General features: G+C 58.8%; 20 protein-coding genes, 2 tRNA genes, 2 rRNA genes and 1 CRISPR repeat array. Of the genes, 11 read left to right on the top strand and 13 right to left on the bottom strand.

The annotated features are described in order from the left end of the window. Positions 1-78 precede the first annotated feature (78 nt). The 8 genes from OHL13_RS17370 (at position 79) to OHL13_RS17405 (ending at position 7936) form a co-directional block, all read left to right on the top strand. Positions 79-155: transfer RNA gene (locus OHL13_RS17370), tRNA-Ile, on the top strand. A gap of 45 nt (positions 156-200) precedes the next feature. After that, positions 201-276 (top strand) — tRNA-Ala (locus OHL13_RS17375). Positions 277-704: 428 nt separating this feature from the next. Beyond that, positions 705-3641, top strand: a 23S ribosomal RNA gene (locus OHL13_RS17380). A gap of 173 nt (positions 3642-3814) precedes the next feature. Continuing rightward, positions 3815-3931: ribosomal RNA gene (rrf, locus tag OHL13_RS17385) — 5S ribosomal RNA — on the top strand. A 423-nt stretch (positions 3932-4354) separates the two neighbouring features. After that, positions 4355-5353, top strand: coding sequence for an NAD-dependent epimerase/dehydratase family protein (locus OHL13_RS17390; protein ID WP_263411384.1), 999 nt, complete (start codon positions 4355-4357; stop codon positions 5351-5353). Positions 5354-5678: 325 nt separating this feature from the next. After that, positions 5679-6383 (top strand): UMP kinase, encoded by a 705-nt coding sequence (gene pyrH, locus OHL13_RS17395; RefSeq protein ID WP_263411385.1) that lies wholly within the window; start codon positions 5679-5681, stop codon positions 6381-6383. A 4-nt stretch (positions 6384-6387) separates the two neighbouring features. Then, a complete protein-coding gene (locus OHL13_RS17400) occupies positions 6388-6771 on the top strand; it encodes a hypothetical protein (RefSeq protein ID WP_263411386.1) in 384 nt (127 codons plus the stop codon). Positions 6772-6790: 19 nt separating this feature from the next. Next, the gene (locus tag OHL13_RS17405; RefSeq protein WP_263411387.1) at positions 6791-7936 is read left to right on the top strand and encodes an acyltransferase family protein; all 1146 of its coding nucleotides are present in this window, start codon (positions 6791-6793) and stop codon (positions 7934-7936) included. A 256-nt stretch (positions 7937-8192) separates the two neighbouring features. Here OHL13_RS17405 and OHL13_RS17410 read toward each other — a convergent pair whose 3' ends face one another. From OHL13_RS17410 to acpS, 5 genes are all read right to left on the bottom strand, one after another. Beyond that, positions 8193-9413: a lactonase family protein gene (locus OHL13_RS17410; protein ID WP_263411388.1), complete on the bottom strand. Its 1221-nt coding sequence runs from the start codon at positions 9411-9413 to the stop codon at positions 8193-8195. A gap of 89 nt (positions 9414-9502) precedes the next feature. Further along, a complete protein-coding gene (locus tag OHL13_RS17415; protein ID WP_263411389.1) occupies positions 9503-10762 on the bottom strand; it encodes a lactonase family protein in 1260 nt (419 codons plus the stop codon). 184 nt (positions 10763-10946) lie between these two features. Beyond that, positions 10947-12992: a M13 family metallopeptidase gene (locus tag OHL13_RS17420; protein ID WP_263411390.1), complete on the bottom strand. Its 2046-nt coding sequence runs from the start codon at positions 12990-12992 to the stop codon at positions 10947-10949. Positions 12993-13214: 222 nt separating this feature from the next. Continuing rightward, on the bottom strand, positions 13215-14300 hold the full coding sequence (locus tag OHL13_RS17425; RefSeq protein ID WP_263411391.1) for an MlaD family protein: 1086 nt from the start codon (positions 14298-14300) through the stop codon (positions 13215-13217). Between the two features lie 119 nt (positions 14301-14419). After that, a complete protein-coding gene (acpS, locus tag OHL13_RS17430) occupies positions 14420-14827 on the bottom strand; it encodes a holo-ACP synthase (protein WP_317889938.1) in 408 nt (135 codons plus the stop codon). A gap of 98 nt (positions 14828-14925) precedes the next feature. On the opposite strand from acpS, the gene OHL13_RS17435 reads away from it, so the two are divergent. Then, entirely contained in the window at positions 14926-15288 is a 363-nt protein-coding gene (locus OHL13_RS17435) for a hypothetical protein (protein WP_263411392.1), read from the top strand. 33 nt (positions 15289-15321) lie between these two features. Continuing rightward, positions 15322-16041 carry an ABC transporter ATP-binding protein gene (locus OHL13_RS17440; protein WP_263411393.1) on the top strand — a complete coding sequence of 240 codons (720 nt, stop codon included), beginning with the start codon at positions 15322-15324 and terminating at the stop codon, positions 16039-16041. Between the two features lie 167 nt (positions 16042-16208). Here the strand turns inward: OHL13_RS17440 and OHL13_RS17445 are convergent, their stop codons facing one another. Together OHL13_RS17445 and OHL13_RS17450 are read right to left on the bottom strand one after the other, a co-directional pair. Then, on the bottom strand, positions 16209-17123 hold the full coding sequence (locus tag OHL13_RS17445) for a bestrophin family protein (protein WP_263411394.1): 915 nt from the start codon (positions 17121-17123) through the stop codon (positions 16209-16211). Then, positions 17120-17749, bottom strand: coding sequence for a carbonic anhydrase (locus OHL13_RS17450; protein WP_263411395.1), 630 nt, complete (start codon positions 17747-17749; stop codon positions 17120-17122). The genes OHL13_RS17445 and OHL13_RS17450 overlap by 4 nt, the downstream gene beginning before the upstream one ends. Positions 17750-18063: 314 nt before the next feature. On the opposite strand from OHL13_RS17450, the gene OHL13_RS17455 reads away from it, so the two are divergent. Next, positions 18064-18621 carry a hypothetical protein gene (locus OHL13_RS17455; protein ID WP_263411396.1) on the top strand — a complete coding sequence of 186 codons (558 nt, stop codon included), beginning with the start codon at positions 18064-18066 and terminating at the stop codon, positions 18619-18621. Between the two features lie 359 nt (positions 18622-18980). Beyond that, positions 18981-21109: direct repeats of the CRISPR family, unit length 33 nt; unit sequence GTTTCAATCCACGCGGCCCGTGTGGGCCGCGAT. Positions 21110-21323: 214 nt separating this feature from the next. Here OHL13_RS17455 and cas2 read toward each other — a convergent pair. From cas2 to cas5c, 6 genes are read right to left on the bottom strand one after another with little or no spacing between them, the layout of a single operon-like run. Beyond that, positions 21324-21614: a CRISPR-associated endonuclease Cas2 gene (gene cas2 / locus OHL13_RS17460; RefSeq protein WP_263411397.1), complete on the bottom strand. Its 291-nt coding sequence runs from the start codon at positions 21612-21614 to the stop codon at positions 21324-21326. Positions 21615-21620: 6 nt separating this feature from the next. Then, positions 21621-22652 (bottom strand): type I-C CRISPR-associated endonuclease Cas1c, encoded by a 1032-nt coding sequence (gene cas1c / locus OHL13_RS17465; RefSeq protein WP_263411398.1) that lies wholly within the window; start codon positions 22650-22652, stop codon positions 21621-21623. Between the two features lie 6 nt (positions 22653-22658). Next, a complete protein-coding gene (gene cas4 / locus OHL13_RS17470) occupies positions 22659-23294 on the bottom strand; it encodes a CRISPR-associated protein Cas4 (RefSeq protein ID WP_263411399.1) in 636 nt (211 codons plus the stop codon). Positions 23295-23301: 7 nt separating this feature from the next. Beyond that, positions 23302-24279 (bottom strand): type I-C CRISPR-associated protein Cas7/Csd2, encoded by a 978-nt coding sequence (gene cas7c / locus OHL13_RS17475; RefSeq protein WP_263411400.1) that lies wholly within the window; start codon positions 24277-24279, stop codon positions 23302-23304. Beyond that, positions 24276-26090 (bottom strand): type I-C CRISPR-associated protein Cas8c/Csd1, encoded by a 1815-nt coding sequence (cas8c, locus tag OHL13_RS17480; protein ID WP_263411401.1) that lies wholly within the window; start codon positions 26088-26090, stop codon positions 24276-24278. Before cas8c ends, cas7c begins: the two co-directional genes overlap by 4 nt. Next, positions 26087-26779: a type I-C CRISPR-associated protein Cas5c gene (gene cas5c / locus OHL13_RS17485; protein ID WP_263411402.1), complete on the bottom strand. Its 693-nt coding sequence runs from the start codon at positions 26777-26779 to the stop codon at positions 26087-26089. Before cas5c ends, cas8c begins: the two co-directional genes overlap by 4 nt. Positions 26780-26788 lie beyond the last annotated feature (9 nt).

Raw genomic sequence — 26788 nt, forward strand, 5'->3', positions numbered from 1 at the left:
GAACCGGCTTAGCTGGTTCGCACGTTCAACTGTGTCCTCGAAAAACTTTTCGAGAGAGCTTCTCATAGCTCTACCAAAGGGCCTGTAGCTCAGTTGGCTAGAGCGCACCCCTGATAAGGGTGAGGTCGGTAGTTCGAATCTACCCAGGCCCACCATGACTCTGGTAGAAGTTTGGAGCTCGGCAGTATGGTTTACACCATGGGGCTGTAGCTCAGCTGGGAGAGCATCTGCTTTGCAAGCAGAGGGTCAGCGGTTCGATCCCGCTCAGCTCCACCAAGTTCTCGATTGTAAGTTTGACGATTCCGCGCTTGGAAAATATAGCAAGCGGCGGTATACTGAAAAACGTTGCCTCTAACCGAGGTTGAGCTTCTGAAGAGATGTAAGTCTTCAGAGGTTGAACCTTGAGTAGAAGCAACACTCAGGCTGGCCAAGGTCAGTGAGCAGCGAATAGCCGCTCGAGTGATGTTTGACAACTGAATAGATTGGGTAAATTAAATAACTACAAGGCTGAGCCGTCAGCGTAGAGGTTGTTTCTCTAGCGACTGACGATAATCAGTGTTGAGTGTCTTTAGAATATTTTGAGGTAACACTGCGAGTTCCTGGTTGTTTCGGGAATGAGTTTGGTGTTACCCAGGCGAATAACAACCTAGAATGAAGCAGGCAGTAGCCAGTACGTTGAGCTTCTGTGTGTGAGTAAATTCTATGGTCAAGCTACTAAGGGCGCACGGTGGATGCCTTGGCAGAAACAGGCGATGAAGGACGTGGCAAGCTGCGATAAGCTTCGGGAAGCCGCACACAGGCGTTGATCCGGAGATTTCCGAATGGGGAAACCCACTTAGGTAAAACCTAAGTATGTCGAACTGAATTCATAGGTTCGAACAAGCGAACGGAGGGAAGTGAACCATCTCAGTACCTCCAGGAGAAGAAAGAAACCTCGATTCCGAGAGTAGTGGCGAGCGAAATCGGAACAGCCCAAACCCGTCGCATTACGGTGCAACGGGGGTTGTAGGGCCTGCAACAGTAGAGTTACCAATCTGGCTTATAGTCGAACCCTTTGGAAAATGGGTCCATAGAGCGTGACAGGCGCGTAGACGAAATGAGTCCAGACTCGAAGCAGGTACCTGAGTAAGGCGGGGCACGAGAAACCCTGCTTGAATCCGCGGAGACCATTCCGCAAGGCTAAATACTCGTTTCTGACCGATAGTGAACCAGTACCGTGAGGGAAAGGCGAAAAGCACCCCAGTGAGGGGAGTGAAAAGTACCTGAAACCGTGTGCCTACAAGCAGTGGGAGGACTATGCCCGTAAGGGAATGTCTGACCGCGTGCCTATTGCATAATGAGCCGGCTAGTTATTCTTGTCAGCAAGGTTAAGCGTGAGCGAGCCGCAGCGAAAGCGAGTCTGAATAGGGCGATTGAGTTGGCAGGAATAGACGCGAAGCGGGATGATCTACCCTTGGCCAGGTTGAAGATGGGGTAACACCCATTGGAGGACCGAACCGGTGTTTGTTGAAAAAAGCTCGGATGAGCTGAGGGTAGGGGTGAAAGGCTAATCAAATTCCGTGATAGCTCGTTCTCTCCGAAATAGCTTTAGGGCTAGCCTCGGGTGATTTGCGTTGGTGGTAGAGACATGATTGGACTAGGGGGCTTTCCGGCTTACCGAATCCAGCCAAACTTCGAATGCCAATGACAACCAGCCCGGGAGTCAGACTGTGGGGGCTAAGCTTCACAGTCGAGAGGAAAACAGTCCAGATCGCCTGCTAAGGTCCCCAAATTACAGTTAAGTGGGAAAGGAAGTCGGAACGCTCAGACAGCCAGGAGGTTGGCTTAGAAGCAGCCATCCTTTAAAGAAAGCGTAATAGCTCACTGGTCAAGCGGTCCGGTGCCGACAATACAACGGGGCTAAAACTGTATACCGAAGCAGCGAATGCACACATTAGTGTGCGTGGTAGGAGAGCATTCTCTCGTGGATGAAGCGTAACTGAGAAGATACGTGGACATTAGAGAAGAGACCCTGCCGGCATAAGTAGCGATAATCAGTGTGAGAACCACTGACGCCGAAAGTCTAAGGTTTCCTGAGGAAGGTTAATCCGCTCAGGGTTAGGCGGTCCCTAAGCTGAGGCCGAGAGGCGTAAGCGATGGACATCCGGTTAATATTCCGGACCTCCCAATATCTCGTTATTACGATGGGGTGACGCAGAAGGATAAGGTGGACCACATATGGCTATGTGGTTCGATACGTGTAAGGCGGTTTCTCTAGGCAAATCCGGAGAAGCATAACGTTGAGACGTAAAGCAGACCTGTATAGGTTGAAGCATCTGATTCCACGCTGCCAAGAAAAACCTCTAAGGAGAGAGATTGGGAACCGTACCCCAAACCGACACAGGTAGACGAGGAGAATATCCAAAGGCGCTCGAGTGAAGGCTTGTTAAGGAACTCGGCAAATTAGACCCGTAACTTCGGGAGAAGGGTCGCCCACCTCTGGTGGGCCGCAGTGAAACGCGTACGGCGACTGTTTAACAAAAACACAGGTCTCTGCAAAGTCTAAAACGACGTATAGGGGCTGACTCCTGCCCGGTGCCGGAAGGTTAAAGGGAGAGGTTAGAGAGCAATCTCGAAGCTTTGAACTGAAGCCCCGGTGAACGGCGGCCGTAACTATAACGGTCCTAAGGTAGCGAAATTCCTTGTCGGGTAAGTTCCGACCTGCACGAATGGAGTAACGATCGTACGACTGTCTTAACGAGTTGCTCGGCGAACTTGTAGTACCGGTGAAGATGCCGGTTACCCGCAGCTAGACGAAAAGACCCCGTGCACCTTTACTATACTTTTACAGTGGGTTACGGCAATTGCTGCGCAGGATAGGTGGGAGGCTTTGATCCCGGGATTTCGGTCTCGGAGGAGCCAACGGTGAGATACCACCCTGCGATTGTTGTGATCCTAACCTACTCCCGTGATCCGGGAGAGGGACACTGTAAGACGGGTAGTTTGACTGGGGCGGTCGCCTCCTAAATTGTAACGGAGGCGCGCGAAGCTACACTCAGGTCGTTTGGAAATCGACCGTCGAGTGCAAAGGCATAAGTGTGGTTAACTGCGAGACCTACAAGTCGAGCAGATGCGAAAGCAGGCCTTAGTGATCCGGTGGTTCTGTATGGAAGGGCCATCGCTCAACGGATAAAAGGTACGCCGGGGATAACAGGCTGATCATTGCCAAGAGTTCATATCGACGCAATGGTTTGGCACCTCGATGTCGGCTCATCGCATCCTGGAGCTGTAGAAGGTTCCAAGGGTTAGGCTGTTCGCCTATTAAAGCGGTACGTGAGCTGGGTTCAGAACGTCGCGAGACAGTTCGGTCTCTATCTGCTGTGGGCGTAGGAGATTTGAGAGGGCCTGTCCTTAGTACGAGAGGACCGGGATGGACGAACCTCTTGTGTTCCAGTTGTCTTGCCAAAGGCACGGCTGGGTAGCGAAGTTCGGTTATGATAACCGCTGAATGCATATAAGCGGGAAGCATGCCTCAAGATGAGATCTCCCAACCCAAAAGGGAAATGAAGGGCCCAGGAAGACCACCTGGTTGATAGGCTGGAGGTTGAAGCACAGTAATGTGTGTAGCTTACCAGTACTAATCGCCCGTTCGGCTTGTCCATAGAATTTACTCTGCACAGAAGTTGTTATTCTGTTCTTGAGTCATTCAACACAAGCCCTGTAGTTATCGATCAGTGATTCGATAAGGGAAACTCTGTAACATCCCAAAAGATCTAACGATCCAATACTCAATCTATTCAGTTGTGAAGTATCGCGCGAGCGGCTTCGACAATTTGCCGGTGATCATATCGCGAGGGTCACACCCGTTCCCATCCCGAACACGGAAGTTAAGCCTCGTCGAGCCGATGGTACTGCACGGGAAACTGTGTGGGAGATTAGGTTATCGCCGGCATAAATATAAGAAAGCCCACTCTTCGGAGTGGGCTTTTTGCATTTGCGGAGCTGGCCATCGAGGCCGGCGTTCTTCCTGTTCGAGTGGGAAGTTCTTCGGCACGGCTGGAGCCGTACCCTAAGCAAAACGGGGGTCGCGTGCTTTTCGCGAGGCCCTATATTTCCGCAGCCCATATAGGGCACCCAGAGTTGTGGTGGGGTAGAGGCAGATCCTTCCAGGATGACAAAGAACAAGAAAGGCTAATCCAGAATCCCTTTACTGCTCTTCCGCAGAAGGCTTTTGGAGTTTAATCTTCTGTTGGTTTCTTACTCGTCTGACTGGTGACTTTCGTGCTGCATCCTGGTGTCTTTCCGCTATGATGAGGGTAGGAAGCGTATATCAGCAGCAGGTTTGCCTACCTTTCCAACCATCCAAGGGGACAGAATGTCACAGAAAAAAGTGCTTGTCGGCGGTGCCGGCGGCTTTATCGGCGGCCACCTGGTTCGCAGACTGAAATCGGAAGGCTTTTGGGTTCGGGGCGTAGACATCAAGAAGCACGAGTTCGCCGAGTCGGCCGCGGACGAGTTCATTCAGGCGGATCTGCGTGACCCTCGCGTGGTGAAGGAAGTAGCCGAGGGCATTGAAGATGTGTATCAGCTGGCGGCCGATATGGGTGGCGCAGGCTACATTTTCACCGGCGACCATGATGCAAATGTGATGCACAATTCGGCCACCATCAACCTGAACATGGTGGAGTATGGCCGCGAGGCGGGTGTGAAGCGTTTCTTTTACTCTTCCTCGGCCTGCATCTATCCGGCTTACAATCAGGAAGATCCGGATAACCCGAAGTGCTCGGAAGATTCGGCGTATCCTGCTGCTCCGGACTCGGAGTATGGCTGGGAGAAGCTGTTCTCGGAGCGTCTTTACCTGTCGTACATGCGGAACTACGGTCTGCACATACGTGTGGCGCGCTTCCACAACATTTTTGGACCGGAAGGTACGTGGCGCGGTGGCCGTGAGAAGTCTCCGGCGGCGATGTGCCGTAAGGTTGCGACCACGCCTACGGGTGGAGAGATCGAGGTTTGGGGTGACGGCAAGCAGACCCGCTCGTTCCTGTATGTGGATGAGTGTGTAGATGCTGTCCGCCGCATGATGGAGGGACCGTTCGAGGGACCGCTGAACATCGGCTCCGAAGAGATGGTCACGATCAACCAGCTGGCGGAGACGGTGATGGACATTGCCGGCAAGCCGCTGTCGATCAAGCATATTCCGGGACCGTTGGGTGTGCGTGGACGTAACTCGGACAACCACCTGATTCGCGAGAAGCTGAACTGGGAGCCCAGCCAGCCGCTGCGCGTAGGACTGGAAAAGACCTATGCGTGGATTGCCGATCAGGTCAAGAAGGTCCAGGCTGAAGAGGGCGAGCTGGCCGCGAAGGCATAGCCTCTCCCAAGGAAAAGAAGAAGGGCACCGGAGATTCCGGTGCCCTTCTTCTTTTGCCCTGAGACAGCCTTGCTGTGGCCTGGCATTTCGGTGAGGGCCCCCGGGTGGGCGGTCGCGCAGTAGCGCGATGCCTACATCTGCTGCGCAGATATGGGGATCAGGATTTGGGGCTCGCCCCGGCACTCTAATCCGGCGGGAGCGAGGGAAGGCAGAAGCAGATTCCTCCGCCTGCGGCTACGGAATGACAAACAATGCCCATGTATCCGGCACGCGGGGCATGGCTGACTGAGAGAATGGGCCTTGGGCGTGCGATACTTAAGGAAGCATGTTCAAGCGCGTTCTCCTCAAACTGAGCGGAGAGGCCCTGGCCGCCGGCCGAGGCTTCGGAATTGACGCAATCTTCATTCACAAAGTCGCCGAAGAGATTGCCGAAGTGGCGAGAAGCGGCGCCCAGGTGGCGATTGTGGTGGGCGGCGGGAACTTCTTCCGCGGCGTGGCCGACCAGGCGATTGATATGGATCGCGTTGCCGCGGACCACATGGGCATGCTGTCGACTGTGATTAATGCCATTGCGCTGCAGGACGCGATTGAGAAGCAGGGGCTTCCGACGCGCGTGATGTCGGCGATTGCCATGCACGAGGTGGCGGAACCCTATATCCGGCGGCGCGCGATGCGGCACCTGGAAAAGGGACGGGTCGTGATCTTCGGAGCGGGAACGGGAAATCCATATTTCTCGACCGACACGGCGGCAGCGCTGCGAGCGATGGAGATCAAGGCGGATGTTCTGCTGAAGGCGACTTCGGTGGACGGCATCTACACGGCGGACCCGAAGAAGGTTCCGGACGCGGTGAAGTTCCAGACGATTACCTACATGGAGATTCTGAAGCTGGGGCTGAAGGTGATGGATGCCACGGCGGTTTCCCTGTGCAAGGACAATGCGATGCCGATGATCATCTTCTCGATGCGCGAGGAAGGCAATATCCTGCGCGTGGTGAAGGGCGAGACGATCGGATCCATGGTGACGGCGTAGAGCTATGCCCCCTGCATTACGCAGCGTGATGAGCGTGATGGTGGGCTTTCTGGCCCTGAACATCGTGCTCTCCCTGGAAAACAACCTGTTACGTCTTGTCTTTACGGGCAGGATGGAGACGACCGGCTATCTGATTGCGAGTATTGTGGTCAGGCTGATTGCTGCGCTGGTGGGTGGTTTTGTGTGTGCGATGATTGCACCTTCTAAGCCGAAGCTTCATGCTGGTGTGATTGCCGTTCTGCTGCTGGCGTTCAGTATCAGTGCTTTTTACAGGCTGCAGGGCGGACCCTTTCCCCAGTGGTACCTGGTGGCGTTGACGGTGGGGACTCCCCTTGCGGTGATTGCGGGTTCCGCGTGGGATATTCAGGAACTCCAACGCAAGAAGTAGCGTCTTAAACAACATCGCCGTGACTGAAACACTTCTCAAGCCCGTCGCCGAGGCATCTGCGGCTGCTCCACGGAGCGCGCGGAAGCCACTTTTGCCTGCATTGACGGGCGTTCGCACCTTCCTGGCGGCGAACATCATGTTCTTCCACTTCACGCCGCCGCACATTGACTGGATTGTGCCGATTGTGGGGCATGGGTTTGTGTTTGTCGGCTTCTTCCTGCTGATTTCGGGCTTTATTCTGAGCTACAACTATGCCGACCGGATTCGCGCGGTGAAGTTGAAGGACTTTTACCTGGCGCGTGTGGCCAGGCTTTACCCGGTGTACCTGGTGTCGCTGGTGGTCTCGATCCCGATCCTGATCACAGAGTTCCACGTCCGCAGCCGTGTGGAGTTTGTGGAGGGCGCCATCATGACGCCGCTGCTGCTGCAGGGTTGGAGTCCGTGGCTGGCAACCTTCTGGAATACGGTGGCCTGGACGCTATCGACCGAGGCGTTTCTGTACGCGATCTTCCCGTTCATGATGCGGCTGCGGTGGCCGGTGAAGCCTGCCCGGCTGGTGGCCCTGGGGCTGGGGATATGGGCGCTGGGACTGGTGCCGCATGTGATCTACATGCTGACTAATCCGGATGGACTGCCGACGATTGACCGCTATTCGTATGGCTACTACCTGCGCGGTCTGAAGTTCACCCCGCTGCCGTATGTGTGCACCTTTACGGCGGGCATTGTGCTGGGCCGGCTGCAGGCGGTGACGGAGATGAGTCAGCGGCTGCGCGCGGTGCTGGCGTTTGTGGCCGTGGGCGGGGTGCTGGGCTTCCTGTACCTGCTGGCGGACCATACACCCTATGTGCTGATGCATGGCGGCCTGCTGACGCCACTGTTTGCGATGCTGGTGCTGGGTGTGACGGGGAAGAACCCGGTGTCAGCCTTCTTTGGCTGGAAGCCGTTTGTGGTGATTGGTGAGTCGACGCTGTGCATCTACCTGCTGCACTTCAATATGCTGCAGATGCTGCGGGACTACCATGTGGCGGAGCGGCTGCACTTTGCGGCGCTGGATCCGTGGGCGTCGTATGTGCTGGTGGTGGGGTTTGCGTACCTGCTGTACCGGTTCTATGAGAATCCGGCGCGGAAGTGGGTGCTGGCGACCTTTGGGACGAAGCGGGCGTAGAGGGATTGAGGGAAGGACACAGAAAACGCCGGCCATGGAGGCTGGCGTTTTCTGTGTCAGCTTTAGCCATGACATGTGGTGAAGAGTGATCCGAAATGGTGATGGAGAGGGTCGCGCACCCGGCAAGAGGTAAAAGCGGAGGTAGATTTTTTCGCGGTTCTGCGGATGGCGCGCTCCTAAGCATGAGAGGAGCGATAGGAAAAGAGAAAGGCCCCGCGCTTGGCGGGGCCTTTCCTGTTTGGGTGAAGATTGGTTGTTACGGCTTGACGGTCTGCGTGGCGTGCGTGCCGTTTGCGATGGCAAGCGCGCAGCTTGGGCGGCTGGAGGTCGCGAAGGGCGAGTTCTGGATGTTGGTCAGACCGCCGTTGTGCGAGTCCAACTGCAGGCCGCTGGTGGTGTTATCCAAGTAGTTGGCGGTGAACATGTACTTGCCGAGGGCAGGTTCAATGGTTACGCACTGGGGGCCGGTGCCTACCGTGGTGGACGAGGAGGTTGCCGAGCCGGTCAGAGCGCCCGTCGACTGATCGATGGAGTAGGCGGAGACCGAGTTGGCGCCGTAGTTGGCGGTGTAGAGGTAGTAGCCGCGCGGATCAATGGTTGCGTTGAGCGGGCGGAGACCGGTGGACCAGGGGCTGGAGGTGATGAGGGCCGGAACGCCGGTGGAACCGAGCGTGTAGCCGATGACCTGGTTGGAATCGCGGTCGGTGACATAGAGGAAGCGCGAGCGAGGATCTTCGACGACCGAGCTGGGCGTGACACCGGAGTAGTAACCGCTGGTGACGGTGGTGGTGCCATTGCCGAGCGTAGTGCCGGAGAGAGGCGTCAGGGCACCGGTGGTGGTGTTCCGGGTGAAGCCCAGAAGGTTCCGGTTGCCCGCGGTCGTATCCTGCTGCACGACGTAGAGGAAGTTGTTGTAGGTGCTGGTCACCACGCTGACCGGGGCGTAACCGATGTTGACGGTCAGCGAAGGCTGCGCGGTGAGGGAACCGTCGGTGCTGGAGACCTTGTAGACGGTGATATTGCCCGGGCCGGTGCTGGCCGAGGAGTAGCCGGGCTGGTAGGTGTTCAGCACATAGATAAAGGCATTGTCCGGCGTGATGTTCAGAGCGACAGGATAGGTGCTGCTCCCGATCGAGTCATAGGTGTTCTGGCCATAGAGCTTGCCATCAGTACCTACGGCGTACTGCACGATCTTGGAGTCGTCGCGGTGAACCACGTAGACATACTTGCCGTCGGAGGTGGCGGAGAGAGCGACGGGATTACGGTAGCCAGTGGATACCGGCGAGGTAGACATCTGCATCAGGGCGCCTACCTGGAAGCTGACCTGGTAGGCGTTGATCAGACCTTCGCTGGAGCCGGAGGATGGGACGTAGAGGAACGCGACGACATAGTCGCGGCTGCAGGCGGTGATGCCGAGCCCCATGCCCAGAGATACGACCGTGGCCAGCGCGGTGCGGCCCAACTTACTCCACTTCATGCGTTTTCCCATCTTCCGGAGGCTGAAGCCTCCGTCCTGCCCTTCCTGAAATTGCGTGCTCGTTGAAATATTCTGCATGGCCTTGTCCATTACCTCGTATTTCCGCTTACGACCAGGCAGGTTGGATTGCCGACGGTCGGGAAGGTGGAGCCACGGGTGAGGCCGGACAGCTGGCCAGTGTTCCGGTTGATGATGAAGCCAGTGACGGTCGAGTCATTCTGGTTGGAGGTGTAGACGTACTGATTGGTGGGGTCCTGCACCATGCAGACGGGGCCGGAGCCAACCGGGTAGGGATTGCTGCTGTCAGCCAGACGGGACAGACGTCCCTGGGTGTCGATGACGAATGCGGAGATGCTGCTGCTGACCGTCTGGACCGAGGTAGTGCCCTGGTTGAGGACGTAGAGGAACTTGCCGCCGCTATCGACGAGCGTCCAGACCGGGGTGGTAGCCGGCGAGAGGTTCGGGAACGGGCTGCCGGTGACCGGCTGCAGAGCGCCGCTGTTGACCGTGTAGGCGTAGATCTGGTTGTTGGTGACGTCGGTCAGGTAAACGTAGGTGCCGTTGCTGGTGATCGACGAGATCTTGGTGCCGACGGAGCCGATCTGCGTGGTCGAGTTGGTGACCAGGGTGAGCTGGCCGTTGGTGCTGTTCTGCTGGTAGGCGGTGACGCTGGGACTGGTGGTCGAGTCACCGGCGTTGAGCGTGAACAGGTAACCGGAGGAGAAGAACTTCGACATCGTCGGGTTTGCGCCGACGGGGAAGTAGTTCAACTGCTGACCGTTGCAGGCCGCCGTGGTGCACTTGGTCTGCTGGTTCTGCACAAGGGTCAGACGTCCGGTGGTGCCGGAGATGGCGAAGACCGTGATGGCGCCCACACCGGTGCCGACGAACTGGCTCTGGTCGGCCTGGTTGGACAGAGCATCCAGAACGTAGAGGTAGTTGCCGGTGGAATCAATCTGCGCCCAGATGGGGTTGGTTCCCTGGCTGGACTGGTTGAGCTGGTAGCTCAGGACGCCGTCGCCACCTACGCTGTAGATGGAGATGCTGCCGGCGGTTGCGGCGGTGGTGCTGGTGGGAAGTACGCCCTTATTGATGACGTAGACCCAGCGACCGCCCGGGCGCACGACGATGGACACCGGATTGGTGCCACCAGCGCTGAACGGAGCGTGGACGATCTTTGTGAGGTTTCCGGTGAAGTTGTCGATTTTGAAACCGTCAACCTGGTTAAACTGCGTGCCCAGAACCCACATAAAACCTACGGTGCCACCGCCGCAGGCGGTCATACCGGCGATCAGTGACAGTGACACAACACAAGCCAGCAACAGCCGGCCAGACAGACTCAACTTCATGCGCTTCCTTTTACCTCAAGAGCCGTGCGGCGAACCTGCTGCCGTTCAGGCCGTCCAATCTGTGGGTTCTTATCCTCGCCTCATTGTAAAAGGCCGGGGATACTTTGTGCCATACGGAGTGCCTGGTTTGACGGAAAGAAAAGCCCGGCGTTAGCCGGGCTTTTGTGTTGCTATTGCGGCGGGTTTACCAGACGCGGCAGGAGTTTACCGGCATCATGGGCTGGCCCTTCTTGCATCCAAAGGCTTTACCGAACTCGTCGAAGTTCTGGATGCTGCCGTTAACGCGCCACTGACCGCTGGAATGGGGGTCGGTTTTGGCACGGAGGCGGGCTGTGGCTTCGCGAGTATTTTCACACCACACCTGTGCAAAGCCGAGGAAATAGCGCTGCTGCGGGGTGTAGCCGTCGATCTGGGCGGTTGCGGCGTCTCCGCCCTGCTGCGCCAGAACGCTCATCAGCGCGGCGTAGGCGATGCGCAGGCCGCCGTTGTCGGCGGTGTTTTCGCCGAGGGTGAGCTTTCCGTTCAGGTTCTGTCCGGGAGCGACGGTGAAGCCGTCGTACTCCTTGACTTCGCAGTCGGTGCGGTCTTCGAACTTCTTGCGGTCTTCGTCGGTCCACCACTGGCGGACGTTGCCCTTGTCGTCAAACTGGCTGCCCTGATCGTCGAAGCCGTGGGTCATTTCGTGGCCGATGACGACGCCGATTCCGCCGAAGTTTACGGCTGGATCCAGCTTTGCATCGAAGAAGGGCGGCTGCAGGATGCCTGCGGGGAAGTTGATGTCGTTCTGCGAGGGGTTGTAGTAGGCGTTGACGGTGGGCGGGGTCATCAGCCACTCGCGCTCATCGACGGGTTTGCCGATTTTGTCCAGGTCGCGACGGTCCTCAAACGCGGAGGCACGGGCGAGGTTGCCGATCAGGTCTGTGCGCTTTGTGGCGAGCTTTGAGTAGTCGCGCCAGGTGTCGGGATATCCGATCTTCTGGCGGAAGGCGGCGAGCTTTTTGGCAGCTTCCACCTTGGTGGCGTCGCTCATCCAGTCGAGGTTCTTGATGTCTTCTCCGAGCGACTTTTCGAGGGCTGCGATGAGCTTCTCCATGCTGTCCTTAGAGGAGGGCGGGAAGTACTGCCTGACCCAGTCCTGGCCGACGGCTTCGCCGAGGGCACGGTCGGTTGCGGAGGTGCAGCGCTTCCAGCGCGGGGTCTGCTCCTTCTGGCCGGAGAGGGAAGCTCCGAAGAAGTTGAAGTTTTCCGTGGCGATGGGCTCGCTGAGGTTGGCGGAGTAGCGGTGCAGCACGTGCCAGCGCATGTAGCTCTTGAGTGCGGCGGGGCTTTGCGTGGTGAGCTCGGAGTTCATGGTCTTGAAGAACTCCGGCGAGGCCACGTTGAGCGTGGAGAGGCTGGATTCCTTCTTCGCGGCCAGGTAGACCTTCCAGTCGAAGGAGGGGGTGAGCTCCTGCAGCTGGGCGATGGTCATGACGTGGTAGACGTTGGCCGGGTTGCGGCGATCGACGCGCGACATGGAACCCTTTGCCAGAGCGGTCTCAATGGCGAGCACGGCTTTGGCCTCGGTTGCGGCCTGGGTGGCGTCATCGCCGATGAGGGTGAACATCTTCGTGAGGTGTTCGAGATACTGCGCGCGGATCTTGGTCATCCGCTCGTCGTCCTGCAGGTAGTAGTCGCGGTCGGGGAGGGAGAGACCGCCCTGGTCGATGGCGCCGATGACCTGGGATGCGTCCTTCTGGTCCTGGTCGGAACCGAAGCCGAAGAAGAAGCCGACGCCGTACTTGTCTTCCATCATGCCTGCGAAGGTGGCGAATTTCTTGGGGTCTTTGAAGCTATCAATGGCGGCGAACTGCGGCTGCAGAGGGGTGTAGCCAAGCTTGTCGGCCAGGGGCTTGTCCATGCAGGCGGCGAAGTAGTCGCCGTACTTCTTCTGGAGCGGAGTCTTCGGGGCTTCGGCCGCGGCTTTCAGCTGCTGGTAGAGCAGGTAATTGTTGCGCTCGGCGAGCTCGTTGAAGCGGCCCCAGCGGGTCTGATCATTCGGAATGGGATTGTTCTTCTTCCAGTTGCCGCAGGCGTACTGGTAGAAGTCCGTGCACGGGTCGGCGGTCTTGTCGATGCCGGAGAGATCAAAGCTGATGGGCTGTTTGGGTTCTGCCGTAGGGGCTGAAACCTGCGCAAATGCCGGCAGGGCGCCGAGCAGAAGCGCCGACGCCAGAAGGGTAAGACGCATGGGTACTCCTCAGAGAAAAATCGTTTTTAGAGAATACGCCGCCCCGGAGGGCATGGGTAGGGACGGTGTGTGCGGGAGAAGGGGATTCGCTCAGGATGACAAAAGACAAGAAAGGCAAAAGCAGGTCCTTCCACTGCGCTTCGCCTGGGTCGGGATGACAAAACGAGGAAAGCGCGATGCCCATGTCCGGGAGTTCGGACATGGGGCACACAGAGTGGTGGGTTAGAAGACGCGGAAGTGGATGGTGAGGTACTTCTTCGGGTCGCTGCGGATGGTGTTGACCAGGCTGTTGGAGCTGGTGAGCAGCGTGTTCAGGTTGTTGTAGGCAGCGTCGTCCTTGACCAGTTTGCCAGCGGTGCCTTTGCCCTCATCGATGCCGGAGAGGATGTTGTCGAGGCGGCTGACGGTGTCATCCAGCTTTTTGGCGAAGGCCGGATCCTTGAGCATGAGGCCAAGGCCGCCTTTGCCCGCGTCCGCGTCGGCGAGGATGGAGTTGGCGTGGGCCAGGGTGGCGTTCAGATTGTTGTAGAGCGTGGGATCTTTCAGCAGCTTGCCTGCGGTTCCCTGTCCGCTATCCAGCTCGGTGGTGATGTGCTCAAGCCGTGCGGTGGTGGCGTTGAGGTGGTTGTAGACATCCTCATCCTTGAGCAGTTTGCCGAGCGAGCCCTTGCCGTTGTTCAGGTTCTCAGAGATCTGCTGGAGAGAGCCGACGGCCTTGTTGGCGCGCTGGTAGAGCGAGTCGTCGTAGATGAGCTGGCCGACGGCGCCTTTGCCGCTGGCGATGGTGTCCACGATGCGGTCGAGCTTGGCGAGAATGACGTTCAGGCTCTCGATGGTGCCCTGGCTGGACTTAACGACGTCCTGCAGGTTGGGGGTGTCGAGGGTCTTGAGGATGTCACCGTCCTGGAGCGGCGGTCCGGTCGCGACCTGGCTGTTGAGATCAATGACAGTGTCGCCGAGAACGCCGACGGTGGAGAGGGCAGCGGTGGTGTCGCGGTGGAGCAGCGGAAGGTACTTGGCGTCAATCCGCATGGCGACTTCGACCGGCGTGAGCTTACGCGCGGGGTCATTGACCACGTGGACGGCGGTGACGTTGCCGATGGTGACGCCCTGCAGATTGACCGGAGCGCCTTCCTTCAGGCCCGCCGAGTTATCGAAGTAGACCCTGGCGGAGATTTTTTTGGAGAAGAGGCTGGCGCCCTGCGCACTGGTGAGCAGAAAGATCAGCGTGATCAAGAGAGTGAGCGAGATGAGAACAATCACGCCAACTTTCAACTGCGACCAACGGACTTCCTGGTGGCTGGGCATATCTCTCCTTCATGCTGCAAAACGGATTTCGCTCTTTGGGAGCATTAGACCATGCACCGATCACAGAGGTTGCAGCTTTCCCAGTATGCGATGCGAATTGAAGGCTAAAGGTTTCAATATCAGCGATGTGCAGCGGCGTCCTGACCCTCGACGATCACGGTGGCAAACGCCATGCCGCGGCTGTGCGTGAGTGAGAGATGGACGGCTGTCATGCCCATGACCGTGGCGCGTTCAGCGGCACGGCCGGAGAAATGGAGGGTGGGGCGCTGGCCTGGCAGGCGGCGGACCTCAATCTCCTGCCAGCTGATGCCACGGCTGATGCCGGTGCCGAGCGCCTTGGCTCCGGCTTCCTTGGCGGCAAAGCGGGCGGCGAAGCTTTCTTCGGCGATTTTCTTTCGCTGGCAGTAGGCGATTTCGCCGGGGGTGTAGATGCGGTGGAGAAAACGGTCACCAAAACGGGAGATGCTTTCGCGAATCCGGTCAATCTCAGTGATGTCGGTCCCAATGCCGAGAATCATGCTTTCCATTGTGACACTTGCGTGCCGGGGGTAATGGTTTTCCGACAAGTGCGGGTGATGGGGGCATTTTGCCCGCCGATGTAAAGGCAAGAGGCAGTTGAGCGGGCATGAGCATGCGAGCGATCAAGAGTTACAGCTATGAAGACCAGGGAAGGCTGATGGTCAACCTGACGCGCGCCATCCGGAGGAGCGGCGGTGAGCTGCTGCGGGAAGAGCCACTGAGCGAACATGCCTTTGGACTGGATGTAGAACTGCCGCTGACCCGCATTGTGGAGCTGTATGGCGAACTGGTGCGGTATGGCCTGGAGTTTTCACGATCCGGTCAGTCGGCGCTGGCTGAGCTGTGCACGGTGCAGAAGCATGTACGGTTGCAGCCGGCCTGTGACCTGGTACACCTGCGGCTGGAGGTGAGCCTGCTGCAGGGGGTGAGCCTGGAGTCTCTGTTGGCCGGCCGGGGGCCTGTGGCCTGACACCACAGGCCCTGAGCCTGTACACTGACCGAGGTGCCGCCTATTATCCAAGCACAGAACCTCGGCAAGACCTACCGCTCCGGTAAGCTGGAGGTCCCGGCCCTTCGTAACGTGAATTTTTCCGTTGAGCGTGGCGAGTTTGTGGCCATTGTCGGCCCTTCGGGCTCCGGAAAAAGCACCCTGTTTTATCTGCTGGGTGGCTTGACGCAGGCTACGCACGGCTCCATCAAGATTGACGGGATGGACTTTGCGCAGCTCTCGGATTCTGAGCGCACGAAGCTGCGCCGCTCGCACATCGGCTTTATCTTCCAGCGGTTCAACCTGCTGCCGACGCTGTCGGCGCTGGGCAATATCGAGCTGGCGTATGAGATTGCCGGATTGAAGGAGCCCATGGATCGCGGGCTTCTGGACCACTTGTCGGGTTTGCTGGGAATCAAGGGGCGCCTGGACCATCGTCCGAATGAGCTTTCCGGCGGCGAGCAGCAGCGTGTGGCGATTGCCCGTGCCCTGATTACGCGGCCTTCCATTGTGCTGGCCGATGAGCCGACCGGGAACCTGGACACGAAGAACTCCGATGCAGTGCTGGCGATGCTTCGCCAGTCGTCGAAGGAGATGAACCAGACGGTGATGATGATTACGCACAATCCTGAGGCTGCCCAGATTGCCGACCGTGTGATTACGGTGCGCGATGGCGAGGTGGTCTCCATCGAAGCCGGTAAGGGCTCGATGGAGATTGTGCATAACGCGTATTAGCGGGATAAGAGAGTGAACAAAAAAGCCGGCCATTTGAGGCCGGCTTTTTTGTTTGTGTGCTGATGGGGGTTTGAAGAAAAAGATCCTTCAGGATGACTAGCCGTTCGCCATCTGACCGCTACAACAGCGCACCATCCCACCATCTGGCCACTCCATCATCCAACTGTTTACCAGAGCACGCCGTCGATGGGTTTTTCCATGGGCGGGATGGTTTTCTCGGCGAGGATCTGGCGGAGGTTGACTTCGATGGTGCGGCAGATGGCGGTCAGCGGGATGTCGAAGATGGTGTTGCTGAAGGGATCTTCGAGGTCGGTTCCGATCTTGTTCAGTGCAAGGAAGATGAGACCGACGCCGGTGGAGCCGAAGGGGGTCCACCAGCCGAGGTTGGCGACCATGGCGAGTGGGAGCACGAGGCAGTAGAGATGCACGAACATGCGGGGGAAGTAATCATACTGCCGCGGCATGGGGGTGTTCTTGATGCGTTCGGCGCCGCCCTGGGCGTCGCAGAGGCGGGTGAGGGTCTCGTCCATGTTGCCCCAGCCACGTTCGGTCATATAGCCGGCCATGAAGGCGTCCATGACGAGGAAGCCGATGCGTTTCTGGATTTCGACGGCGACGTTCTTCTCGTTCTTGAGGAGAAGGATCTCTTCCTGTGGAAGGATGTCTTTGAGCTCCCACCAGGGTTCGAGGCCGCGGAGCTGCTGGCGGAGGCAGTTGACCCAGGCAATCTGCAGGTGGACGATCTGCTGCTGGATGTAACGGACGCCCTCGACATCTTCCTCAGCACGCGCGCGGATGTTGGTGACGGCCTGGCGGGCGAGCGAGCGGGAGTTGTTGACGATGGAGCCCCACAGGGTACGGGCCTCCCACCAGCGGCCATAGGCGGAGTTATTGCGGAAGCCGACGATGACGCCGATGGCTGAGCCCAGAAGGCTGAGCGGGATGGCCGGCTGGGCGATCCACTTCATGCCCAGCATCTGGTAGGCGATCACGACGAGGGCGTCGAAGCCGAACAGCAGCGCCAGAGGCAAGCCGATGTACTTTGCCATCTGGCGCAGCGGTGGATGGTTGATGGTGATCAAGCACCGGCTCCGAGTGTGGATTCGAATTTGTTCTTCTGTTCGTTGAAGATTTTTACGTCGCCGTGTTCGATGTCATAGACCCAGCCGCCGACGGAGAGCTCTCCGCGGGCGATGGCGCCGGCAACGGAGGGGTGTGTGCGGGCGTGGTTCATCTGCATGAGCACGTTCTGCTCTGTGAGGCTGGGCAGCATCGCATCCGGGGTAGCGATCTCTTTGGCGACGCTGAGGGCGGCCTCGGCGTTGCGCAGCCAGCGGCGTACGGTGGGTAGCTTTTCGAGCGACTCGGGCTTGAGCAGGGCCTTCATGGCTCCGCAGTCGGAGTGTCCGCAGATGACGACGTGCTGCACCTTGAGGGCGGAGACGGCGTATTCGATCACCGAAGAGATGCCGCCGACCATTTCACCGTAAGGGGGCACCATGTTGCCGACGTTGCGGCTGACGAAGATGTCGCCGGGGCCGGACTGGGTGATCAGCTCCGGGTCAATGCGGGAGTCAGAGCAGGTGATGACCAGGGTGTGCGGTGTTTGCGGCTTGTTGGCCGCCTCAATGTACTCCTGCTGGTGCTTAGGGTAGACCTCGGTCTGAAACTTGTGGATGCCGTACTTGAGGTGTTCGCGGACGTCCATGGGTGCTCCTTGGGGAATGGCTTGTTTTTGACTTGCCCCATCTTAGATGACAGCCGTGTCCGTGGTGTTGATGGGATGAAAGAGGAGCGGAAAGGCACATGCGGGGTCTCCGCGGGGCTTCGTCTTCAGCCGGGATGACACGTGGATTGGAGAAAAGCAGATTCTTTCAGGATGAGAAATCATTTCTAAATATATTTCTAAATAAACGATTTGCTTCAGCAGTGTCATCCATACAAATCCTGCACAGGTACGTGCAATCAGGCACTTGCAGGAGAGAATCTGCACAGAACGCGTCCAAAGAGCAGGAGGCGGATATGGCATTCGTCACCGACAAAGCGGAGCTGAAGCCGGGCCTGATTATCTTTAGGCGCGGCGATGTGGAGCACCGGCAGTGGTACTGCCGGATGAAGATTCCGAAGGCTGACCGGTATAAGACGGTATCGCAGAAGACAACGGACATGGATGTAGCGCGTGACCGTGCCTTTGATCAAGATGCGGATATCCGGTTCCGGCTTAAGCATGATGTACCTGTCTTCAACCATCCCTTTCGCGAAGTTGGTAGGGAGTACCTGCTCACACAGGAGGCGCGAGCACAGCATGGAGAGATCAGCGCGGCGCGTCCGAAGAAGGTCCGTGCCGTCATCGAAGGAACTCTGGATCGATATGTCGGTTCGACGCAGGTTCATCTGATCGGGGATGAGCTTTGGAGCGGTTACCCGACATGGCGGCGGGAGAACGGCGTTGGCCGCAACAAGCGGAATGGTGTCCGTGAGGTGACGGCGGAGATGGCCGAGGCTTTCGCTAAGAATGAGGCCGAACGCCGCACCAAGGTTCAGCACACTCGGCAAGATTCGGGTGCTGAGACCGATTGAAGTCGCTCCTTCCAAAGACACGATCGTTCCCTTCATCAGTGATGCGACGATCCGTTTTGAGATGTCGATCTTTGGAGCGGTGATGAACTTCGCCATCAAGAAGCGCTATGTTCCAGCAAGCCAGAGATTCGATGAGCGTCCTAAGCTGAAGTCAATGAGACGCGATGGGTTCACGCTGGAGGAGTACCGCAAGCTTCATACGGCCGGTCGTAGATGGATCGCCAAGGCGGATAAGCCTTCGAGTATCTGGTATCGGATGGCGACCTACAACCTGATCCTGATTGCTTGCAATACAGGGATGCGACCGATCGAGATGAAGAACCTGCGGTGGCGCGACATCATGCCATCACGATCAAGGTGTTTCAATCCACGCGGCCCGTGTGGGCCGCGAAGTCGGCTGCATATGCGCGCAGGCTAAAGCGTGGGGGGCAATCCACGCGGCCCGTGTGGGCCGCGAAGTCGGTAAAGCCCTCCTCAGAGCACAGGGTTTGCCCGTTTCAATCCACGCGGCCCGTGTGGGCCGCGATATGACGAGAGCATCATGTACGAGACCAGCGATGAGTTTCAATCCACGCGGCCCGTGTGGGCCGCGATTCAAGCTCCAATTCCTTGATTTTGCTCATCTTTGTTTCAATCCACGCGGCCCGTGTGGGCCGCGATCTGCCCGAACCATGGCGGCATCGTTCATCGACCCTGGTTTCAATCCACGCGGCCCGTGTGGGCCGCGATGCTGACTGCCAGACTGCGTCACAATCCGTTTTAGTTTCAATCCACGCGGCCCGTGTGGGCCGCGATCATATCCGGTTGGAGCGGCCTGCGTCTGACTGTTGTTTCAATCCACGCGGCCCGTGTGGGCCGCGATGCCGTACGGGACGAGCTTAAACTTTCCCTCGCTCACGTTTCAATCCACGCGGCCCGTGTGGGCCGCGATCGATTAGCCCTCAGAGGCTCCGGGAATGCGTTCGGTTTCAATCCACGCGGCCCGTGTGGGCCGCGATGTGCCAGTCATAGCCCGGCGTATCGGACTTGTCGTTTCAATCCACGCGGCCCGTGTGGGCCGCGATCGGAGCCAGCGGTCTGTTTTACCGGTGAGCCTCAGTTTCAATCCACGCGGCCCGTGTGGGCCGCGATATCAACAGGGTTTCTGGTTACAGGGAGCAGGAGTTGTTTCAATCCACGCGGCCCGTGTGGGCCGCGATACGGCAAGCTGAATCCATGCCTGAGTTTTTTCATCGTTTCAATCCACGCGGCCCGTGTGGGCCGCGATAGCGATTCAGGCTCAAGTGGCCACCGCACAGTACGTTTCAATCCACGCGGCCCGTGTGGGCCGCGATCCGAACAACAGCACCGTCGTGCCCAACCAGGTGGTGTTTCAATCCACGCGGCCCGTGTGGGCCGCGATAGTCCAGCACGGATTCAAGACACGTGCCGAAAGAGTTTCAATCCACGCGGCCCGTGTGGGCCGCGATTTACCCTGGGCGAGCAAACTATCGTACTTGCTCTTGTTTCAATCCACGCGGCCCGTGTGGGCCGCGATTAGAAGCTATCGAGTTCTTAGGTGGTGCTCCGATTGTTTCAATCCACGCGGCCCGTGTGGGCCGCGATGGATGACATTGCGCGGCATCGGTTGATTCAAGGTGTTTCAATCCACGCGGCCCGTGTGGGCCGCGATGCTAGATAAAGACGTAGTAAATTCCTATCGTATGTTTCAATCCACGCGGCCCGTGTGGGCCGCGATGCGAGCGGCCGGTGTTGGTGAGCCTGATAGAAAAGTGGGTTTCAATCCACGCGGCCCGTGTGGGCCGCGATGCTCGGGGGACGCCATGGCCAGCAACCGTTTCAGTTTCAATCCACGCGGCCCGTGTGGGCCGCGATGCATCACCGGTAAGCCTCTTCAAGACAAAAGCTGTTTCAATCCACGCGGCCCGTGTGGGCCGCGATGATCGACTTCAAAGCCCGGCAGAAAATCAAACGGTGTTTCAATCCACGCGGCCCGTGTGGGCCGCGATATGCTTCTCTCTGCTAGCGTGGCGGTTGCTGCTATGGTTTCAATCCACGCGGCCCGTGTGGGCCGCGATTTTGCTTGTCGGGCATGAATAGCCCTGTGTGGTTGTGTTTCAATCCACGCGGCCCGTGTGGGCCGCGATTTGAGGTTGAGCTTCGCCCCATCGATGCGACGGGTGTTTCAATCCACGCGGCCCGTGTGGGCCGCGATTCCTTGACGTCTGTAAGGCACTGAAGATTTCGAGGTTTCAATCCACGCGGCCCGTGTGGGCCGCGATAAGCTCGCGAACATCTCAGTTGCCGCCTCGCTGGAGTTTCAATCCACGCGGCCCGTGTGGGCCGCGATGTAGCCGTCGAGCATATTCATCCGCCACATCGCCGTTTCAATCCACGCGGCCCGTGTGGGCCGCGATCTTCACGCAGCTCGACAACCTGACCAGCCAGCAGCGCAGTTTCAATCCACGCGGCCCGTGTGGGCCGCGATGGCGAGCGTGCTAAGTTGCGCTTGCGCCAGATCTTAGGATGGCACATTCGCGGAAGGGGTTCCAGTGAAGAGGGGAACGCAGGCTTGCGTCCTCCTGCTTTGCGCTCAACGCTGTATTTGCCGTAACTTCCTGCAATCGCGAACCTATCGGGTAGTTCGTGATCGCTTCCGGTTCGCGCAGGCCGTTCTATTCGATTGAAAGAGGGAGGCAGGTTCAGAGAATGAGCGGGCCTTGCGGGTCGTAGGACGGTTTGGCGCCGATGTGTTCTACCCTGCGCTTCCATTCGTTGCCCAGGAAGTAAAAGCGGAGGCTGTCCTCCTCAGGCGCGATCTCCGTGAGGAGATCGGCGCGGAAGCGAACCCATTGTGCGGCGTCGACCAGGCACTCGAAGACGGAGTTCTGGACACGCTGCCCGCGATCTTCGCACAGGCGGGCGACGCGGCGCAAACGGCGACGGCCGGCTTCTTCGCGTGTGCTGACGTCATAGCTGACCAATACGAGCATGGGAAATTATCTCCAGAGAAATGCGGGATAGGCATCGAGCCCTCCGCGAACGTAGCGGGCCAGCAGCAGTGCCTGCGTGTAGGGAATGAGGCCGAGCGGGATTCGTTCGTTGAGGAAGGGATGCTCAATTTCTTCCTGTTTGCGCGTTTGCCATGCGGCGATGACCTGCTTGCGGGTGGCTTCTTCCAAAAGGGTCGCTCCACTGTCCTGGATGGTGAAGCCGGAGGCCTGCACCTGTCGACGGTTGATCAGCGTGAGTGCGAGGCGGTCTGCGAGGGGAGAACGAAGTTCCTCCATCATGTCGAGTGCGAGGCTTGGTCGGCCGGGACGGTCGGCATGCAGGAAACCGACGGCGGGATCGAGGCCGACGCTTTCCAGTGCCGACTCGATATCATGCCGGAGCAGGGCGTAGATAAAGCTGAGAAGGGCGTTGGTGCGATCGAGGGGAGGCCGACGCGAGCGTCCTTGAAAGCGGAAGGCATCGCGGTCGCCGTTGATCATGGAGTCGAATGCAGAGAAGTATTCCTGACCGGCGAGTCCTTCGTGTCCGCGTGCGATTTCGATATTGTCCGCGCGGGAGGCGTCGAGGCCGATCCACTGCAGGCGTTTTGCGGCGTCGCGGAGAGTTTCACTTCGTTGCGGGTCAGAGGTCTCGCGTGCCGCCCGTAGTAACACGGTGCGGCTGTTGGCGATCTTTGCAGTAACGGTCATTCGGACCGCGGGCAGAGCGCCCTCAGCTCCGTCGCACAGCCGGTACTGCTGGCGTCGTAAGAGAACATTGCCGGAGACCGGCCCCTGGATGCGCGCAAGAAAGCGGCCCTGCTCTGTAAGAAAGGAGATGCCGACACCGCTTTCACAGCAGAGTGACAGCACCGGAGGTGAGCAGGAGACCTGTCCCCAGCAGACCAGGCCCTCCAGCGTGTGTACGGGAATGCGGAGCTTCGTCTCGTGGTCAACTTTGACGGAGACGGTTTCGCCATCGCGATGAAGGTAGGCGCCTTGTGTCATGACATGCAGCGTGTTCAGGAGCTTGCGCATTTGGGCCTACTCCTCGGTCCGCAATGATCGAAGCTGCGCCGTCCGCCAACGGTTTTCTACGGCAGCGTTGCCAGTGGCTTGCGGTAGACACAGATGGTTGAGAGAACAGTTGCGGCAATGTGGCCCGGGAATGGGGGCGGGTGTGATGCGGTTGCGATAGAGGTGGTGCATCTGTTGCGCCAGATCTTCTGTGCGCGAGCGTAATTGTGCGGAGAAGGTGACGTCCATGCGACGGCGAGGTTCTCCGTAGAAGATGGCACCTGCGGGGACATCGGTCTGGAGCATCTCTTCCAGGCAAAGCGCCTGTGCGCAGAGCTGAACCAGGTCGCAATCGTTTGGCTTGCGCTTGCCGCGCTTGTATTCGACGGGGAAGGGTAGAGGGTTGAATTCGACAATGTCGGCACGGCCGGAGAGGGCGAGACGCCGACTCTCCAGAAGCATGCCGCGCACGGTGCGGAGGTCGTGCCGTCGCGTTTGGCCTGGCAGGTCTGCGCGCTCATGCAGCAGGCTGCCTTCGGCGGTAAGGCGGTTTTCTGCCCAGGCCTGTTCCAGATGGATGAGCGCCCATTGGCGCGGACAGAAGGCAAGATGCTGCAGCCCGCTGATCGGAAGAGACTCGTCGAGCTGCAGATCCGGCTGCATGGTTGGCTTACACGTAGCGCCAGGCGGTAACGCCGGGTAGCGCTTCTGTATCTTCGGTGGGAGCCGTGATGCCGGCGGCTTCGTATTCGGCAAAGCTGCGAGCGGTGGGAACGCTGGGCAACTTTACGGAGTCGAGTACCTTGTGGGCTGGCGCATTGCCGAGTTCGTCCTTGTGTTCGAAGAGCCAGAGGCCGCGCACGGCCATTTCGCCGCGGGTAGCGGAGCGGTCGTGGTCGAAGAGGTTGGTCAGGGCGTTCAACAGGGTTCCCATGTCATGGCGGGTGAACTGCATCTGCTTTGCCAGGAAGGGTGAGACGAAACCGTGCATACGGTAGAGGCCATAGGCGACGCCGTGCTTGCGGCCCATCTGTCCGCTCGCAGCTTTCTCTTCGCCGCTCTCGTCGGTTACGGCTTCGCCACCTGCGTCGCCGGGATTGGTGAGGGCGACACGAGTGATGGTGTGGGCGATGCTGGTGATGGGGTCAATGGAGGTAGCGAAGCCAAACTGGACGGGGCCGCGGACCTGGCCGCAGTTCCAGAGCCTGGTCTGACCCTTGGCTTTTTTTCCTGTGTTGATGGCTGCGTCTGCTTCAATCTCGGCTTTGCCGGTTGTCATGACGGCGCCGAAGGTGCGGACGTCAAAGTAGTTGGCGCACATCCATGTGCGTGCCGCATCCACGGACTTGCCGTCCGGCTCGATGCCAAGAGCCTTGTACGCAGAGCGCTGCTCGTTGGCAAGGATGCCGCGTTCTTTTACGTAGATGTTGTTCGGCGATTCGAAGTTACGTGTCAGGCCGACGAAGTTACGGATCTTGCGCTTAATGGCGACGTCAGTCACCAGGCCGTGGCCGGTCTCCGGGTCCACGCGCGGAGCGTTGTCAGCGTCCGGATCGCCATTGGGGTTGCCGTGGCGCACATCGAACAGAAGGACGATTTCGTAGCGCTTATCCAGCACGGTGGGTTGAGAGAAGTCAGGACGGCTCATGCAATGGTCTCCTCGGTGGAATCGGTTGATGGTTCTGCGGAGGCTTGGGGGACGGTCTGATCGCTTTTACGGAAGAAAGTTTGGCGCTGGTGGTAGTAACCAAGAGCGAAGCGGCCTTGCTGTTCCAGGGAGAGCACGGCGGAGAAGCCGTCGAGATTGAGGCCGTCGATGATTTCGCCCAGGAGCTTGTCCAGATTGGTAGCCCGACCGGGCAGCTTGCGGCCAGCCTTCGAGAGATGATGCTGGGCTGTTTGCATCAACTGGGGGAAGACGACACCGGGGCGGGTCGAGGCGGCTCCAAAGGTCCTGTCCACCAGGGTGCGATTCAGGTTGCTTCCCTGGGCAGCGGTTTGGAGATTTTCCAGCACTGCCAGCAGGCGGCCAAGCAGGTAAGGTGGGTCTTTCGATTCGCGATCAAGACTCATGGGATAGGTTCTCTCTTTCTCAACGGCAGAGTCGGGTGTGGTGTTCTTCCGTGGAACAAGGCTTTGGAAGTAGAGGTGAAGCAGGGCCGCACGCTCTGCGGAGACGGCTCGTTCCGCACGGTTACGCGCGACGATGGTTGATAGAAAACTGCGGGAGAGCCTGCCGCCGAAGAGCGCATGCAGCCAAAGTTCGGTGGCGGCCTCCGGGGGCAGACGGTCGCGTTCGCCGTTGAGCACCATGCTTCCCAACAGACGGAAGAGCGGCAGAGGTTCCGCGGTGTCGTAGCGGTCTACGTTGATGGCGCGGAAAAAGTGCATCAGGTTCTGCGCCACTTCTCCTACGGTGCCGGCATGAAGACGGCGAACAGAAGCACGACCTTGCGCTCCGGTCACGATGAGGCAGTAGAACCCGGAGGAGTCGTTGAGTAAGAACTCGCTGCCTTTGTGTGGAGAAACCAGCAACTCCAGAACGCTCCTGGGATCGGTGTTGAGGGAGGAGAGGAAGCTGGGCAACTCGCTTTGCCCCTCTGCCCAGTACACGGCGGTGGTGTCTCCGTTCAACACCAGGCTCAATGGCTTCAGCTTGAGACCGGATGGGGTTTCATACTGCGCGCGCGTCAGGCGGCGTAGGGCCTCAGTGTAGGCGGTCATGCACTCGTTGCAGACGGGAGCGTTCTCATTGCCGCTGAGGCCGTACTTCTCGAAGGCATTGGCGTTGAAGCTCACGAGCGGGATGCCGGAGGTGGAGGCGCCGCGAATCTGAAAGCTGTTGTGCAGACGGGCGGGGATGCGAAGCTCTCCGCAGACGAGACACTGAACGGGGAGCGAGCCTTCGCTTTCTTCGTTTCGCTGTGTGCGCCACCATGCCTGCAGTTCTTCGATTTTGATGAGCGGTTCGCCATCGACCTGGAAGCAGAAGAGGTCATTGCTAGCGAAGCCGCCTTTTGCTGCGAGGTTTTGCGCGCAGGCTTCGCGGGCGGCATCGTCGGAGAGGAAGGTCAAGACCGTCTGCAGCTCCGGGACATCCTGCGGCGCGGAGCGGAGGAGATCGAGAAAGGCTGCGTGGCATTGCTGGATGCGGGGATCGCCGGCTTCGGCGGGGTCTGCGGCAAGGCCAAGGGCGTACTTGGCATTGTCGACGAGGAAGTCTGACTTGATACCCACCGTGCGGCCGAGTCGCCGTGGAATCCGCATCAGCTTGGCCTGCATCTTTGGCTTCTTTTTGCTGCCTTCGGGCAGGGTCTCTGGCGTGCTGGTGTCGTAGGCGTTCAGGAAGCGGCCATCGGCGTCGAGGGCGATGATCCAACGGACGGCCTTGCTTTCAAAGGCAGGATCGTCGACCAGGTTTTCACGAACAGCCAGGTCTCGCAGGGATTGCAGAATCATACGCGCAGAGCCTCAGGGTTCGCGGGCGTGGCGTCTTCCCATGCGGGCACATCGACGATTCCGCGCCGCAGCTCCGCCGGAAAGAAGCGCGGTTGGTTGGCAATCTCCTTGCCGCGAAGCGTTCCGAAGGCGATGTCATGCAACATCCAGCCCAGCATCCGAGACTCGTTCTCAAGGGCGCCTGTGCCATCCCAAGGTTCGACGAAGGCGGGAAACTCGCGGCAGCCGAGGCAGGGCTGATAGTGCTGCTGGCCCTTTTGCAAACGCCGCTCGAACATCTCTTCAAACTTGCGCACGTTATCGGCGGCGCCAGCGCGTGGCGTCATGTGGAAGCGTGTCACAATGCCGTAGTCCACATTGCGCAGGGCGACGGTGTTGCGCTGTGCGCGGTCTTCGTCGGCGAAGAAGTCGGGCATGGGCTTGCTGCCGCGGGCTTCGGCAAGAGCGTTCTGCGTCGAGAGCCGCGTGTTGACTTCGTTACGTTTGAAGCGTGCGTAGGACACGGGCTTGAGCAGAGCGATCTGCCGGACCTCCCAGCGGATGGCGGGCTTCCAGAGGACGGCTTCGAGAACGCCACGCGCGGCCGACGGCGTGATGAGGTCATAGCTGACGCGTTCTGTGGAGAACTCCGGCCGAGTAAAACACGCAAGTGTGCCCTGTATCCGCACAAAGAAATCGATCGAGTGCATGCGTACGTC

The sequence above is a fragment of the Terriglobus tenax genome, from assembly GCF_025685395.1.
In the GTDB taxonomy this organism is placed as follows: Bacteria; Acidobacteriota; Terriglobia; order Terriglobales; family Acidobacteriaceae; genus Terriglobus; species Terriglobus tenax.